The 14,753-nt window shown below is 29.1% G+C and carries 16 protein-coding genes; 12 read left to right on the top strand and 4 right to left on the bottom strand.

Annotated features, from left to right (window positions below; all coding sequences use genetic code 11):
• Position 1: 1 nt before the first annotated feature.
• From tmk to ACWOA3_RS03365, 6 genes are all read left to right on the top strand, one after another.
• Positions 2 to 628, top strand: coding sequence for a dTMP kinase (tmk, locus tag ACWOA3_RS03390; protein ID WP_003145843.1), 627 nt, complete (start codon positions 2 to 4; stop codon positions 626 to 628).
• Positions 618 to 1,454 (top strand): DNA polymerase III subunit delta', encoded by an 837-nt coding sequence (locus ACWOA3_RS03385; protein WP_456884106.1) that lies wholly within the window; start codon positions 618 to 620, stop codon positions 1,452 to 1,454. Before tmk ends, ACWOA3_RS03385 begins: the two co-directional genes overlap by 11 nt.
• Positions 1,455 to 1,527: 73 nt before the next feature.
• Positions 1,528 to 2,190: a tRNA1(Val) (adenine(37)-N6)-methyltransferase gene (locus ACWOA3_RS03380; protein ID WP_456884105.1), complete on the top strand. Its 663-nt coding sequence runs from the start codon at positions 1,528 to 1,530 to the stop codon at positions 2,188 to 2,190.
• On the top strand, positions 2,174 to 2,485 hold the full coding sequence (locus ACWOA3_RS03375; protein ID WP_456884103.1) for a GIY-YIG nuclease family protein: 312 nt from the start codon (positions 2,174 to 2,176) through the stop codon (positions 2,483 to 2,485). The genes ACWOA3_RS03380 and ACWOA3_RS03375 overlap by 17 nt, the downstream gene beginning before the upstream one ends.
• Positions 2,486 to 3,316 (top strand): 16S rRNA (cytidine(1402)-2'-O)-methyltransferase, encoded by an 831-nt coding sequence (gene rsmI / locus ACWOA3_RS03370; RefSeq protein WP_456884100.1) that lies wholly within the window; start codon positions 2,486 to 2,488, stop codon positions 3,314 to 3,316.
• Entirely contained in the window at positions 3,309 to 3,626 is a 318-nt protein-coding gene (locus ACWOA3_RS03365) for a hypothetical protein (protein ID WP_314991156.1), read from the top strand. Before rsmI ends, ACWOA3_RS03365 begins: the two co-directional genes overlap by 8 nt.
• A gap of 21 nt (positions 3,627 to 3,647) precedes the next feature.
• Here the strand turns inward: ACWOA3_RS03365 and ACWOA3_RS03360 are convergent, their stop codons facing one another.
• Positions 3,648 to 5,141, bottom strand: coding sequence for a potassium transporter TrkG (locus ACWOA3_RS03360; RefSeq protein ID WP_442566427.1), 1,494 nt, complete (start codon positions 5,139 to 5,141; stop codon positions 3,648 to 3,650).
• A 3-nt stretch (positions 5,142 to 5,144) separates the two neighbouring features.
• Positions 5,145 to 6,524 carry a Trk system potassium transporter TrkA gene (trkA, locus tag ACWOA3_RS03355; protein ID WP_456884098.1) on the bottom strand — a complete coding sequence of 460 codons (1,380 nt, stop codon included), beginning with the start codon at positions 6,522 to 6,524 and terminating at the stop codon, positions 5,145 to 5,147.
• 428 nt (positions 6,525 to 6,952) lie between these two features.
• Here trkA and dnaG point away from each other — a divergent pair, with 428 nt between their 5' ends.
• The 3 genes from dnaG to ACWOA3_RS03340 all read left to right on the top strand — a co-directional run bounded on the left by dnaG (position 6,953) and on the right by ACWOA3_RS03340 (position 11,702).
• On the top strand, positions 6,953 to 8,743 hold the full coding sequence (gene dnaG / locus ACWOA3_RS03350; RefSeq protein ID WP_456884097.1) for a DNA primase: 1,791 nt from the start codon (positions 6,953 to 6,955) through the stop codon (positions 8,741 to 8,743).
• 12 nt (positions 8,744 to 8,755) lie between these two features.
• On the top strand, positions 8,756 to 9,841 hold the full coding sequence (gene rpoD / locus ACWOA3_RS03345; protein ID WP_003145858.1) for an RNA polymerase sigma factor RpoD: 1,086 nt from the start codon (positions 8,756 to 8,758) through the stop codon (positions 9,839 to 9,841).
• A 436-nt stretch (positions 9,842 to 10,277) separates the two neighbouring features.
• Positions 10,278 to 11,702 carry a peptide MFS transporter gene (locus ACWOA3_RS03340; protein ID WP_456884096.1) on the top strand — a complete coding sequence of 475 codons (1,425 nt, stop codon included), beginning with the start codon at positions 10,278 to 10,280 and terminating at the stop codon, positions 11,700 to 11,702.
• Between the two features lie 105 nt (positions 11,703 to 11,807).
• Here the strand turns inward: ACWOA3_RS03340 and ACWOA3_RS03335 are convergent, their stop codons facing one another.
• Both ACWOA3_RS03335 and ACWOA3_RS03330 read right to left on the bottom strand, forming a co-directional pair.
• Positions 11,808 to 12,068 carry a TM2 domain-containing protein gene (locus ACWOA3_RS03335; RefSeq protein ID WP_456884094.1) on the bottom strand — a complete coding sequence of 87 codons (261 nt, stop codon included), beginning with the start codon at positions 12,066 to 12,068 and terminating at the stop codon, positions 11,808 to 11,810.
• Positions 12,069 to 12,230: 162 nt separating this feature from the next.
• Positions 12,231 to 12,617 (bottom strand): rhodanese-like domain-containing protein, encoded by a 387-nt coding sequence (locus ACWOA3_RS03330; RefSeq protein ID WP_442566410.1) that lies wholly within the window; start codon positions 12,615 to 12,617, stop codon positions 12,231 to 12,233.
• A gap of 85 nt (positions 12,618 to 12,702) precedes the next feature.
• Between ACWOA3_RS03330 and ACWOA3_RS03325 the strand changes: the two genes are divergently transcribed.
• From ACWOA3_RS03325 to ACWOA3_RS03315, 3 genes are all read left to right on the top strand, one after another.
• Entirely contained in the window at positions 12,703 to 13,494 is a 792-nt protein-coding gene (locus tag ACWOA3_RS03325; RefSeq protein ID WP_456884092.1) for a TrmH family RNA methyltransferase, read from the top strand.
• A 68-nt stretch (positions 13,495 to 13,562) separates the two neighbouring features.
• Positions 13,563 to 14,516 (top strand): magnesium/cobalt transporter CorA, encoded by a 954-nt coding sequence (corA, locus tag ACWOA3_RS03320; protein WP_456884090.1) that lies wholly within the window; start codon positions 13,563 to 13,565, stop codon positions 14,514 to 14,516.
• A gap of 24 nt (positions 14,517 to 14,540) precedes the next feature.
• On the top strand, positions 14,541 to 14,747 hold the full coding sequence (locus ACWOA3_RS03315; RefSeq protein WP_456884088.1) for a DUF1146 family protein: 207 nt from the start codon (positions 14,541 to 14,543) through the stop codon (positions 14,745 to 14,747).
• Positions 14,748 to 14,753 lie beyond the last annotated feature (6 nt).

Below are 14,753 nucleotides of genomic sequence, written 5' to 3'. Positions count from 1 at the left end.
AATGAAAGGTAAATTCATAACAGTAGAAGGTTCAGATGGTTCAGGTAAAACGAGCTTTATTAACTTTGCTACAGAGTATTTAACAAGAAAAGGTTATAAGGTTATTACAACACGTGAACCTGGAGGAACAGATTTTAGTGAGAAAGTTCGTGAACTTTTATTTGATAGTTCTAACGATATTGACGCTAAAACTGAAAGTTTGCTATTTTGTGCAAGTAGACGCGATCATATTGTAAAAAAAATACTTCCACATGTAAATGAAGGTTATATAGTTATATGCGATCGTTTTGTTGATAGTTCAGTAGCTTACCAATCTTATGGTCGTGGACTTAGTAAACAAGATATATTGGATATTAATGCATATGCTACTGATAACTTAGAACCTGATTTAACTTTATACTTTTCAGTAGACGTTGAGGTAGGTCTAGCTCGTACAAAAAATAGAGACGACAATAACCGTATGGATCAGGAAAGTTTAGACTTTTATAAAAATGTAAAACGAGGTTATGATGACCTTTCGAAAGAGAATACAGAGCGCATCAAAGTAATTGATGCAAGTGATACTTATGAAAATGTTCAAAAACAAGCACTTTCAATACTGGAAGGATTTTTAGACAATGAACTTTAGTAAAGATGAAATTGTAATAAAATCTTTAACAAATACATTAAAAACTAATAAACTATCCCATGCCTATCTAGTGATAGGCGAGGATAGTTTATATTCTGATGAGTTTATTTTAAGTTTTGTTAAAGCAATATTTTGTTTAGAAAATAAAAATAAAGAATTTTTTAGTTGCGAGAGCTGTAACAATTGTCGCAGTATAAATCACGGCAACTATGTAGATTTTTATAAATTAACTAGTGATACTTCTATAAAAAAAGATGAAATTCAAACATTGAAATCTGACTTAAGTATTAAATCATTTTATGGTAAAAAAATATATTGGATAAAAGATATCGAAAAAATGACAGAACAAGCTGCAAATAGCTTGCTTAAGTTTTTAGAAGAACCTGAAGACGATATTATTGCTATTCTTAGCTGTAAAAATATTAGTGCAGTATTACCGACTATTATTTCACGATGTCAACAGATAAAATTAGTAAGGCAGAGTGAAGATAGGGAAGTTACAGAAAATGAAGAAATAATAAAGATTGTTTCTGAATATGTAAAAAGATATAGTAGGAAGCCACATATGGCTAATATCTATGTTCTAGGCTTACTTAAAGTTAAGGAAGATATATTAGAGTTTTTTAAATATTTGAGCATTAAAACTACAAACAGTTATTCTGAATCTAGTCAACATGACATAGTGAACATAAGTAAAGTTCAAGAGAAAGTACTGCTTGCTTTAGCTGATTTAAATGCTAATGTTAATGCAACATTAGTTTTAGAAAAATTTTTATTTACAGTTTTATTGGATAAAATCAATTTAGATTTTTTATTGCGAGGTTAGTATGGAAGAGAATTTGAGAGTAGATTTAGTTTCAAAAAATTTTAAAATTTTGCAGAAGGTTGATTATTATAGTATGTCAACAGATTCTTTTTTACTTCCTTATTTTGCTAATGTACCGAGAAGTTTCAAAAAAAGTATAATTGAACTTTGTAGTGGTAATGGTGGGATTTCGATTATTCTAAGAGAAAAATCAGATGCTAAAGTTGAAATGTTAGAAATTCAAGAAGACTTAGTTGAACTTACTAAAAAAAGCATAGAACTTAATGGAATTACGAATATAGAAGTAAGAAATGGTGATGTAAAAAATGTGAAAGAATACTATAAGCCATCATCGTTTGATTATGTAATTTGTAATCCACCGTACTTTCCAGTGGAGAATATGCCGAATCAACGTGAAAAGTTAAATCATAATATTTCACGTCATGAACTTTTATGTAATTTAAGTGATATTGTAAAAGCAATAAGATATTTGGTTAAACAAAATGGTAAGTTTGCTATGGTACATCGAACATACAGGATAAGTGATATTATTTCTGAATGTGAAAAAAATGGCTTAGCTATTAAAAGAATTAGATTTGTTTATAGCAAAGAAACAAGTGATACTAGTAAAATAGTATTAATTGAAGGAAGTATCTCGAAAGTTAGTGATATCAAAGTAGAACAACCATTTTATATTTATAATGAAGATGGAAGTTATACAGATGAAATGAAGAAAGTGTATGGTATTTATGAGTAGTTTTATGTATGTAGTTGAGTGTAGTGATAAAACTTGGTATACTGGATATACGACTGATATTGTTAGACGAATAAAAACTCATAATGCAAAAAAAGGTGCGAAATACACTAGGGTTAGAGTGCCGGTAAAACTTTTGTACTTTGAAGAATTTGAAACTAAAAGTGAAGCGACGAGAGCTGAAAGTTTATTTAAGAAATTAACACGTACTAAAAAAGAAGAATTTATTTTATTAAATTTAGATGCAAGTAAAAGGCAAGAAGTAAAAGGTTTAAATAAAAAAATAGAGGAAAAATAAATGTTATATTTAGTAGGAACGCCAATAGGTAATTTGGAAGATATTACTTTAAGAGCATTAAGGGTGCTAAAAGAAGCGGATATTATAGCTTGTGAAGATACAAGAAATACACAAAAATTATTGAATCATTATGAAATAAAAGGTAAAAAACTACTTAGTTACCATGAACATAATGAAGATAAGATGAGTGATAAAATAATAGAATACTTAGAAGAGGGATTAGAAATAGCATTGGTAACAGATGCTGGGATGCCATGTATTTCAGATCCAGGGTATGTACTGGTGGAAAAGGTGAAGGGAGCAGGACTTGATGTTGTTGCTTTACCTGGTGCTAATGCTGGACTTACTGCATTAGTGGCAAGTGGAATAGAATCATATAATTATACTTTTTATGGATTCTTACCACGAAAAACTAAAGAACTTAAACAAAAGTTAGAAATTATTTTAAGCTCGAAAACAACTGGTATTTTGTATGAGAGTCCACATAGGGTGAAAAACTTAGTGGAAGAAATCGTAAAAATATCCCCAACAAGAAAAATTGCAGTAGCGAGAGAACTTACAAAGATGTTTGAACAAATTGAAACATTTGAAGCTAGTATAATATTAGATATGTTGGGTGAAGAGATTAAGGAAAAAGGGGAGTTTGTTGTTATTATTTCTCCTTCAAAAGATGAAGAAAAAGATGAATTTAATCTTGATGATATTGTAGAAATAATTTATGAAAAAGTACAAAATGGTGAAAAAAAATCAGAAGCTATTAAAAATACTGCTAAAGAATACGGCATAAATAAAAAAGAGGTTTATAGTTTATATCATGAAAAATATGATTAATTTCATAATAGTAAATGTATTGATAATAATATTTTTAATTGCCGCAATTCACATAAAAATATTTTTCCTACCTTTAACAGTATTTGTATTCTTAAATATATATCTAATATATAGAAGAAGTTCAGATTTAGATAAAAATGAACAGAAGAAAAAAATTATGTTGCACAATGTTAAGAATTCTCTAGGTGTGATTCTAGGATATACTGAAGCTCATAATGATGAATTAATTACAAAAGAGGAACTTGATGAACGAATTAATGAAGAAATTCAAGAGATAGTTTCAATGATAAAAGACGAGATCTATAAGTAGAACTCGTCTTTTTGTTTTGTATTACTCATTATAACTATTTATTATTCTTTGACTTTCTCTAGCTTTTTTTCTACGTTTTTTCCATGTGTTAGCAGAGAAGAATACTATTAATGGCATCAATTCTAAACGACCTAATAGCATTGAGATAGATAATATAATTTTAGTAAAATATGGTATTTGTGAGAAGTTACTCATTGGACCATAGTGATTGAATGCTGGTCCAGCGTTACTGATTGATGTAACTGTTAAAGAAATTGCATCTTCAAAGTCATTGATTTGGAATGTTATTAAGAATAATATTATCACATATACAAATCCGAATAATAGTAAATAGTTAGAAAGTGGAGTAGTGTCTTTTATTACTTTTCCATCGATTTTAACCATCGCTATTTTTCTAGGGTTTAAAGCTTTACTTATACTTAGTTTGGCATTTTTTACGAAGAAAATAAGTCGTGGAATTTTTATTCCACCAGCAGTTCCTCCTGTACAACCTCCAACGATCATCAGTATTAAGATTATCATTTTTGAAAATACTGGCCAAATGTTAAAGTCATTATATGTAAAACCTGTAGTGGAAACAACAGATGAAACTGTGAAAAATACATCTAATAAACTATGGTTTGGCGTATCATATGAACGATAAATATCTAGAAACATGATTACAGAAAGTATACCAATCATTCCAAAGAACCATCTAAGTTCTTCACTTTTTAGAACTTTGAAGTATCTTTTAAAAATAATAAAATATAATAAACTTAAATTCATTGAGAAAATAAGCATAAAGATAGCGATTACTACTGTAACATAAGTACTGTTATAATATGCGATTCCTGCATTTCTTACTGAGAAGCCACCGGTTCCAGCAGTAGAGAAAGCTAGGTTTATACTATCAAAAAATCCAACGCCACCAAACATTAAGAATATAAATAAAAGTACTGTAAGTGCTATATATATTCCATATAGATAAATTGCTGTTTGTTTCATAGAAGATACAACTTTCCCGAAATAAGGACCAGGTACCTCGGCTTTTGCTATATGAATAGTATGAGGGGATCTTGGTAAAATTGCTAGAGCGAATACAATAACCCCCATACCACCTATAAAGTGGGTGAAACTTCTCCAAAATAGTAAACTTTTGCTTAAAGTCTCAATATCTTCTAAAATAGTTGAACCAGTAGTTGTAAAGCCACTTACTGTTTCGAAGAAACTATCTATATAGTGAGGTATTTCTCCTGAAATATAGAAAGGAAGTGCTCCAAGAATTGAAAAGATAACCCAAGTAAGAGTAACTATCACATACCCCTCTCTTTTGTAGAAATCACGTTCGGTAACATCTTTTGTTAAAAAATGTAGTAATAATGATATTATAAAACATATCATTATAGTAATTAAAAATGAGTTAGTCACATAAGTAGGTTCTTTATATATTAATGAAATAATTGTAGGAAGTATTAGTAAAGCGGCTAAAAGAATTAGCATTTTACCTAGAACATTAAAAATCATTTTAAAATTCATAGATTACCTCCTAGCAAGAATATCATCGATATGTTCAATTTTCTGTTGATAACTAACTACAACGACATTATCATTCACTTTAATTTCATCATCACCATTTGGGAAGATTTGTCTATTATTACGAATTATAAATGCTATAAGAGTATTATCATTAATATCAAGATCTTTCAATTTAATACCAATAACTTTTGAATTTTCGCTTGAGATTTTGAACTCAATTACCTCAGCGTTATTATTCGCTATTCTATAGAAATTCTCTATATCTGTAGTACGACTACATTGTAAAGATTTTGTATGTTTTTTTATTATATTTCCCACGATTTCTTTAGGAGTAATATATGAATATTGACCGATATCCTCAGCTATCTGTTTTAGAGATGCACGATTAACTTTTGCTACAGTTTTCTTAATACCAAGTTTATGTGCGTATATATTAATTATAATATTTTCTTCATCTAAACCAGTTAAAGATATACAACTATCGAAAGTCTGAATACCTTCTTCTATTAAAGTATCACGATCGCTTCCGTCAGCCCAAATAACATCTATTTCAGGATATGTCTCACTCAAAGAAATTGCTTTTTCTTTATCAATTTCTATTACTTTAGTGTAGAAAGAAGCTTTTTGTAAAAATTCCACAAGATAGTAGGCTACTTTTCCTCCACCTATTATTAAAGATGAAGTTATTTTCTTTTCTAAATTTTCTTTATTTCCTAATAGTTTATAGAATTTCTTTAGATTTTTATTTGAAGCAGTTATATGAACTTTATCTCCAACTTCAAATATATAATTCCCACGAGGAACGAATACTTCTCCCTTTCTTTCAACTAAACATACTAGGGAAGGGAAATCAATGTATTTTCTAATATCAATAAGTGAAACCCCCTTTAGTAAACTATTTTCATTTATTAATACTTCTAGAATATTAAATTTATTGTTTGAAAAACTTTCTACTTTTGTTGCGGTAGGATACTTAAGCATATAGAAAATTTGCTTAGCTGCTTCGTACTCAGGGTTAACCATAAGATCTATTCCTAGAGATTGTTTAATAAATTCTTTTGTTTTAGAATATTCAGGGTTACGAATTCTTGCTATCGTATATTTTGCTCCTATTTGTTTAGCTGCAATACAAGATATCATGTTTATTTCATCACTAGTAGTTACTGAAATAAACATGTCAGAATTAGCTGCATCTGCTTCTAATAATATGTCTGAATTTGCTCCGTTACCGATTAATCCATTTATATCATATGTTTCAACAAGTTTTTCAACACGACGTTCATTTGTATCTATAATTGTGACTTCATCAAACGTGTTAGAAAAATCGGCACAAAGAAGCTCTCCGACTTTACCGCCACCGACTATAATTACTTTCACTTTCATACTCCTTTTTTAAATGATATTCATATTATAACCTAAATTAATAGAATTTTCTATACCATATGATTTTACTAATGACTGACGTGATATAATAGGTGGATTTAAGGAAGAGTCTGATTTAAATTGTATCTTATCAAAATGTATAAATATAATCTTCTAAAAATATCATTTTATGTGAGTTTGGAATTGTTAATCATTAGACTATAGAATTGATAACAGTGATATTATAATAAAATTTGTCATTATAAAATCTAAATGTATGATTGTAGAAATAATATAATATTAATTTTGAGAGGAAAAATTAACTTAGTGTGATAATATAAATATTTTAACAAAGTCTATCAAAATCCCTTTGTTTATGTTATAATTAGTGTTGGGAAATAATCTATTCATTTATTCTTAATGGTAAATTGAGGAAGAGGAGGAGTAAGGTGGCAAAAATATCTAAACAAGACATTGACTATATTTTTGATAATATTGATATAGTTAGTCTAGTTAGTGAATATGTCAAATTAGAAAAAAGAGGACAAAATTATTTAGGTTTATGTCCGTTTCATAATGAGAAAACACCATCGTTTACTGTTTCTCCAGAGAAAAAAATAGCCCATTGTTTTGGATGCGGTAAAGGTGGAAATATTTTCCAATTTGTTTCGCTAATTGAAAATATTACGTATAATCAGGCGATCGTAAAGCTTGGGGCAAGGTTAGGACTGAATATAGAGTCAAAAGTGAATTTAGAAGCTAATTACGATTTAAATAATGAGCTGGACATAATGTATTATGGGCACATGCTTTTAGCAGATTATTATAACTATATTTTACTAAATACAAAAGAGGCTGAAGAAGCGCTTAATTACTTATTGAATAGGGGACTTAGCATAGATGTTATTAAACACTTCAATATAGGTTATGCTCCCCGAGATAATAATATAGCTTTAAACTTTTTTAATTCTAATCAAATTAGCTTAGATTTAATGGTTGAAGCTGGGCTATTAGGAAAAAATGAAAGTGGCAATTATTATGATGTTTTTAAAGACAGAGTAATGTTTCCTATAAAAAATAATCAAAATCAAGTTGTAGCATTTTCGGGTAGAACTATGTCTACGGATAAAAGTGTTGCGAAATACTACAATACGCATGAAACGAAAATTTTTGAAAAAAGAACAGTCTTATATAACTTCTCGGATGCGAGAGCTTTTATAGCTAAAGAGAATGAAGTAATATTATGTGAAGGTTATATGGATGTTATTAAAGCTCATCAAAATGGTATAAAGAATGCTGTTGCTTTGATGGGGACAAATATAGACAATAATAAATTAAAAGAGATTTTATCACTTGTGAAGAAGGTCACATTAAGTTTAGACAATGATGACGCTGGTTCAAAAGCACAGATAGAAATTGGGAATAGGATTATCCAGACAACAGATAATGTCTATAAATTAAAATTTTCTGGATCTAAAGATTTAGATGAGTTTTTATCAGATAAAAATTCTAAAAATAAAGATTTTGATGCTGTAAACTATATTAAAAATAATAAAGAACACTTTATTAATTATAAAATTAAATATTGTAAAAATGATTCTAAGACTAATATTGAACTAAGAATTCAGTATAAAAACGAATTACTTAAAAATATTGCTTATATGGAAGATGAATCATTAAGATACATATTGCTTACTAATTTGGCAGAGGAGTTCGGAATCGAGCGACAAGTTCTTCTTAGAGAATTAGGTCAAGTGAATGTGAAAAGAAAACAACCGGCTGTTGAATGGGTAGCGCCATCTAATCCAGAACAGTTGTTTAGAGTAACGAATTATGACAAAAAGGTGTGCAAGTTATTTAAATACTTTTTTGTTGATAGGGCATTGTTTATTGAAAAATATAATGATCTAGAGAAATGTAATTTCCCACAAGAAGTATTTGTGAATCTTATGGATTTCTTGGTTATTTACTATAATAATAATCTTGAGTTTCATATTCATAAATTCATTCATAGTATTGAAGATGATGAGGTTGTCAGACTTGCAACTTATATTGATGAAACAGATTTTCTAATAGAAGAAAATCCAACTGTAGAAGTTGTAAGCGACTATATCAAGTATTTTTCAGATAATCAAATTACATTAGAAGAGATAAAAGACAGACTTAGGGTTGCGATTCAAGAAATGGATGTGGAAACTCAAAAAGAATTGCTGTCACAGTTGAAAAAGTATAAGAAATAGAAGGAGAAGAACATGGCTAAGAAAGCAAAAGATTTTGAAACAATAAAAAAAGAATTGTTAGAAAAAGGTAAAAAACAGGGTGAATTAACTCAAGAAGAGATTGTAGATGCATTGTCAAAATTAGACATTTCTTCAGAAGCGATGGATGATTTTTATGAAGAGTTAAATAGTGAAGATATTATTTTAATTAATGCAAATCATGTAGAAGAAGAGGAAGAGGAACTAGATTTAGAAGATTTATCAGTTCCAGCTGGAATCAGAACAAATGACCCTGTAAGAATGTACCTAAAAGAAATTGGTAAAGTTCCTTTATTATCAAAAGAAAAAGAATTAGAACTTTCAAAAATTATTGAAACAGGAACAGAAGCGGAAAAAGAACAAGCTAAAAAAGATTTAGCTGAAGCTAACTTACGTCTTGTAGTAAGTATTGCAAAACGTTATGTAGGACGTGGAATGTTATTCCTAGACTTAATCCAAGAAGGAAACATGGGATTAATTAAAGCTGTTGAAAAATTTGATTACTCAAAAGGATTCAAATTCTCAACATATGCAACATGGTGGATTCGTCAAGCGATTACTCGTGCTATTGCCGACCAAGCTAGAACAATTCGTATCCCTGTTCACATGGTTGAAACAATTAACCGTCTGATTCGTATTCAAAGACAATTACTTCAAGATTTAGGGCGTGAACCTAAACCAGAAGAAATCGCTAAAAAAATGAATATGACTCCAGAAAAAGTACGTGAGATACTAAAAATAGCTCAAGAACCTGTATCATTAGAAACACCAATTGGTGAAGAAGATGATTCACATTTAGGAGATTTTATCGAGGATAAAGATGCACAATCTCCAGTAGAGCATGCGGCTAACGAATTATTAAAAGAACAACTAGAAGAGATTTTAGAAACTCTTACTGATCGTGAAGAAAATGTATTAAAACTACGTTTCGGCCTAAAAGATGGTAAGACTCACACACTTGAAGAGGTTGGTAGTGCGTTTGGAGTAACACGTGAACGTATCCGTCAAATTGAAGCGAAAGCTATTAGAAAATTAAAACACCCATCTAAGCTTAATAAACTAAAAGGGTTTATGGAGTAATATTTAATTGAATTGCTTAAATTGATTAAACTTATAATAATGGCAATGGATAGTATTTAAAGAAATTATTATAACAGTAAAAAGGCAGTCTAAAGACTGTCTTTTTATTTATGAAAAATTTCTATTTTAAAATATATATTTGTTGAAACTAAGATATTATTGTATATAAATTTTTTTAACATTTTTTTAATGTAATCGATATAATTTATCATTTGAAATCAACTTTACGTATTATAAAATAATAAAAGAATAAAAGTAAAATAATCATGTATAATTTTTCTGTTATAGTACATAAAATTTTAAAAATAGGAAAATATATTTATGGTGTAAAATTGGCGCTAACGCAACATTTCAGAAATAAATTGATTTTTATAAAAGCTTAGTATATAATGTAATTGTAAATACATAACGAGGATAAATTAAGGAGGAAAATGTTATGGAAAAAAAAGAAAAAATGAAACATCCCAAAGGTCTTCATTTAGTAAATTTAACAACTGTTATACAAAACTTTTATGCTTATGGTATCATCGGGTTCATGATTCTGTTCTTCACAACAGGGACTTCGGAAGGTGGATTAGGTCTTGAAAAAGGATTTGCGGTAACTTTATACGGTTACTATGCCGCTGCAGGATATATGATGGCTCTTATTGGTGGTTGGTTAGCCGATAAATATCTAGGTCTTCAAAAATCTATCATCTTAGGGACATTGTTTAGTTGTATAGGTTATATTGCATTATACTTTTCAACTAGTGAATTATGGACAGTAATTTCAAGTTTAATTCTTTTATTAGTTGCAGCGGGTATTGGTAAAGGGAATATCAGTGCTATAGTTGGTGCTCTTTATGAGCGTGACCAAGTTACAATGAAAGATGCAGCATATAGTATCTTCTATATGGCGATTAACATTGGTAGTTTATTTGGACCAATAGTATTTGGATTAATTACAGATAGCTGGTTTGCAAATGTTGCTAATGACGGAAAAATTGTTTCTTATGGATATCGTGTTGGATTCTTAGCTGCTGCTGCTCTAGCATTCTTACAATTTGCAGTATTCGCATTCTTTGCACCTACTTGGTTAAAAGATAAAGGTAAATATCCAACAGCAAGTAAAACTGCTAAAAAATCAGTTAACCATCCATTAACAAAAATTGATATGGATAGAATGAAAGCTATGGCAGTAATGTTTGTATTCTCAACTTTATTCTGGGCAGCTTGGTTCCAAACTCAAACTTCATTTGCAATTTTAACTCAAAAAGCTGTAGATAGAAATATTTTTGGTTGGACAGTACCAACACCATGGTTAGTATCATTTAATGGTCTGTTATGTGCAATACTAGCTCCAGTATTTGGTGCATTCTGGGTTAAACTAAGTAAAACTAAACGTGGAGATTTAGATACTGGTACAAAAATGGGACTAGGAATGATTATTTCAGGATTAGCTTTCGTTGTAATGGTATTAGGTCTAAATACAATCAATGGTGACGTAGAAAGTGGAATGAAAATTAACATCATGTATGTTCTTTTAACATATGTATTATTAACAGTTGGGGAACTATTCTTATCTCCGATCGGAATGGCAATGTTTAATAAACTTGCTCCAGCCAAATATGCATCATTAGCTATGGGTATCTGGTATTTAACATTCTCATTAGCAAATATTATTTCTGGATATTTAGCTAAATTAACAGTTCAATTAAACTATACTCAAGTATTTACTTATATTGGAGGGGTAGTTATTGTTCTAGGTGTAGTATTAGTTCTTCTTAAAGGATACTTAAATAAATATATGCATATTGATAAATTAGAAGAAGAAGCAAAAGCTATCGCTGATGCTGAAGAAAAAGAAGCTGAAGTAGCTTAATAAAAAATTTGAAGACGATAATAAAAACTCAAGGTTATTACGGATGTGATAGCCTTGAGTTTTGTTTTTTTTAGTATTTACGTAGCAATTGAATTTATTATCTAATTAATAATGGATAAAAATATCACCCTGCTCATTAGCTGGTCTAAACAGTGTAATTATAAAAGAAAAAACAGCTATTATCGATGGGATGAATATCCAACAAAATAATAGGCACAGTATTCCTTTAAAATTTTTACCTACATAAAAATATTGTATTCCAAAATGTCCTAAGAAGAATGTAATTAGAAGATATACAACTTTATTAACATATCTTCCTGGGATGTATCCACGGTTCATATTAGGATCATAGTAATATTTAGTCATAAATTGACCTCCATTTGGATTGATTAAGCATATAATACCATAAATTATAGTAGTGTTCAATAAATAATTATCAGTGAATTATTTTATAGGTGTTAAAACTATTCTCAAAAATAAAAAAAGTACTTAACAATCTTTATTAAGATTAAATTAAGTACTTAAAAATTATTTTTTAGTTTTTAGGTTTTCTTTCCAATCTTGTAGACCATTTTTTAGCATATATACATTTGTATATCCGTGCTTTTTAAGAGTTAGTGCAGCACGAGGAGCTAATGTTCCATTTTTATCGCAAAGATAAATAGGTTGGTCTTTTCTTAAAGATGTATAAAGGAAATTGAATTGAGAAGATGGCATGTTACGAGCACCGTTGATGTGAGCGTATTTAAAATCTTCTTTTTCTCTAACGTCAATTAATTGAACTTTTCTAAGATTTTTTCTAAATTCTTCGTAAGGAAGTTTTGTTACAGCACCTTTTAATCTGAAGTAATTAAAAAGTCCAACTGCTCCTAAAACAACCACTAAAACTATTGTTGATAGTAAAAATGATGACATAATGAACTCCTTTTTATTGTAATATCTGTAAATGAATTATATCATAATTTGAATATTTCTTCAATATTGTTTATAATTATTATGAATGCTAAAAGTACAAACTAAATTTATTGGAGAAAAAATGATCACATCAGTTAGTAATAAGAAAATTAAAGATATACAAAAATTAAAAGAAAATAAAAATATAAAAAAATATGGAAAGTATTTAATAGAAGGGAAACATCTTGTTGAAGAGGCTATGAAAGCAAGCGTAGTTGATGAAATAGTGATTTCAGAAGACTTTGAGGAGTGTAGTCTGATAGATGCTTTTGATGGAGAAGTTACTAAAGTTGCAAACAGTGTAATGAAACATTTATCTGATACTATAACTACACAAGGAATAATAGGGGTATGTAATATAGATAAAAAAGAACTAGACATAAAAAAATATAAGAAAGTTCTTATTCTAGACAAAGTTCAAGATCCGGGCAATTTAGGTACTATTATCAGAACTGCTGATGCATTTGCTTTTGATTGCATTATCCTTGGAAAAGGTACTACGAGCTTATATGGACAAAAGGTCATTAGAAGTACACAAGGAAGTAATTTCCATATAGATTGTTTTGACAATGTTGAACTTGTGGATTTACTTGGAAAAATGACAGATTTTAGTGTTTTTGCAACAAGTTTAAAAGCTGATAAATATATAGAACAATTAAATAATATTACAGGAAATGTTGCGGTAATATTTGGTAATGAAGGTGCTGGAGTAAGTGAAGAAATTTTAGATAAAGTAAATAACTTGCTTAAAATATCGATGCCTGGTAAAGCGGAGAGTTTGAATGTCTCAATAGCTGCGGGTATTGTAATGCATTATATTTCTTCTAATTTAAAATAATAAATTTACTATTTTTTATAAGTGTGGTATTATTGTAATTGTGAAAATAAAGAGAGAGGTGAAATCTAATGTTAAAAACTATAGCAGTAGATAAAAAAGGAAACATACTTACTGATGTTAGTTTAGAAAGACTTAAAGATCAGGATATAGCATGGTTTTGGGTTGATTTTGATACGCCAACACGTAGTGAAATCAATTTGCTATCTACATTCTTCAAGTTCCACGAACTTTTAATTGAAGACTGTTTAACACTTTTACAAAGACCAAAAATTGAAATTACAAGACAACAAATATTCTTAGTATCTCATGTTTTGAAAAATATTGATGATGATTATGAAACTTTGAATATGTTTGTTGGAAAAAATTATATCGTAACGTTTCACCTCTCACATATACGTTATGTTAATAAGATTATACCGAAGATTTTACAACGTGGTGCAGAATATTCACCTTTACATGTAATGCACATGCTTGTTTCAGAGATTGTAGAAGGATACATACCTATAATTTCAAAAATCGAAAATCGTCTGGATGAAATAGAAGAGACAGACTCATATACTTCAGGAAGTAAGATAATGGATGAGGTATTTGACCTTCGAAGTGATTTGTTAAAACTTAGACGTGGATTATTACCGACTCGAGAGCTTATTCATAGATTCTTAGTTTCTCGTCGTGTCGAAATGACTGATAATGATAGAAAGTATTTCCACGATATATATGATGACCTTGTTCAACAAACAGAGATTATAGAAGCGAACCGTGAGTTAGCTAGTGATATCCGTGAAAACTTCATGACATACAACTCATTAAAATCGAACAATATTATGATGACCCTAACGGTTATATCTACAATTTTCCTTCCGTTAACCTTCATAGTTGGATGGTACGGTATGAACTTTAAAAATATGCCAGAGTTAGAATGGCATTATGGATACTTTTTAGTAGTTGCTATAATGTTCGGTATTGCGCTTGGAATGCTTTGGTTCTTCAAGAAAAAAGGTTGGCTTGATATGTTTAAATAACATATTAAGTATAGAGGATTACTTATGAGTATTTTTAAACTGACAGTTTTGTTTTTTATGATATTATTAGCGAATTTCTCTATATTAAGAATTGATTTTGGAAAATTTTTCAAGAAAAACAGTATTAGAGAAATTAAAGTTTTTGTAAGTCTAGCTTCTTTTGCGCTGGGGTATATTGCTTATAAGACCATTATTACAATTTATGAATTATCTTTAACTATAGTTAAGTAATTCAAT

This window comes from Gemella taiwanensis (assembly GCF_054054385.1).
This window is presented reverse-complemented; position numbering and strand designations above follow the sequence as displayed.

Excerpts from the sequence above, each read along its gene's own strand:
- tmk (WP_003145843.1), top strand. The coding sequence starts at position 2 with ATGAAAGGTAAATTCATAACAGTAGAAGGTTCAGATGGTTCAGGTAAA.
- rpoD (WP_003145858.1), top strand. The coding sequence starts at position 8,756 with ATGGCTAAGAAAGCAAAAGATTTTGAAACAATAAAAAAAGAATTGTTA.
- ACWOA3_RS03365 (WP_314991156.1), top strand. The coding sequence starts at position 3,309 with ATGATTAATTTCATAATAGTAAATGTATTGATAATAATATTTTTAATT.
- ACWOA3_RS03360 (WP_442566427.1), bottom strand. The coding sequence starts at position 5,141 with ATGAATTTTAAAATGATTTTTAATGTTCTAGGTAAAATGCTAATTCTT.
- ACWOA3_RS03375 (WP_456884103.1), top strand. The coding sequence starts at position 2,174 with ATGGTATTTATGAGTAGTTTTATGTATGTAGTTGAGTGTAGTGATAAA.
- ACWOA3_RS03330 (WP_442566410.1), bottom strand. The coding sequence starts at position 12,617 with ATGTCATCATTTTTACTATCAACAATAGTTTTAGTGGTTGTTTTAGGA.
- ACWOA3_RS03380 (WP_456884105.1), top strand. The coding sequence starts at position 1,528 with ATGTCAACAGATTCTTTTTTACTTCCTTATTTTGCTAATGTACCGAGA.
- ACWOA3_RS03325 (WP_456884092.1), top strand. The coding sequence starts at position 12,703 with ATGCTAAAAGTACAAACTAAATTTATTGGAGAAAAAATGATCACATCA.
- rsmI (WP_456884100.1), top strand. The coding sequence starts at position 2,486 with ATGTTATATTTAGTAGGAACGCCAATAGGTAATTTGGAAGATATTACT.
- ACWOA3_RS03315 (WP_456884088.1), top strand. The coding sequence starts at position 14,541 with ATGAGTATTTTTAAACTGACAGTTTTGTTTTTTATGATATTATTAGCG.
- trkA (WP_456884098.1), bottom strand. The coding sequence starts at position 6,524 with ATGAAAGTGAAAGTAATTATAGTCGGTGGCGGTAAAGTCGGAGAGCTT.
- ACWOA3_RS03340 (WP_456884096.1), top strand. The coding sequence starts at position 10,278 with ATGGAAAAAAAAGAAAAAATGAAACATCCCAAAGGTCTTCATTTAGTA.
- corA (WP_456884090.1), top strand. The coding sequence starts at position 13,563 with ATGTTAAAAACTATAGCAGTAGATAAAAAAGGAAACATACTTACTGAT.
- ACWOA3_RS03385 (WP_456884106.1), top strand. The coding sequence starts at position 618 with ATGAACTTTAGTAAAGATGAAATTGTAATAAAATCTTTAACAAATACA.
- ACWOA3_RS03335 (WP_456884094.1), bottom strand. The coding sequence starts at position 12,068 with ATGACTAAATATTACTATGATCCTAATATGAACCGTGGATACATCCCA.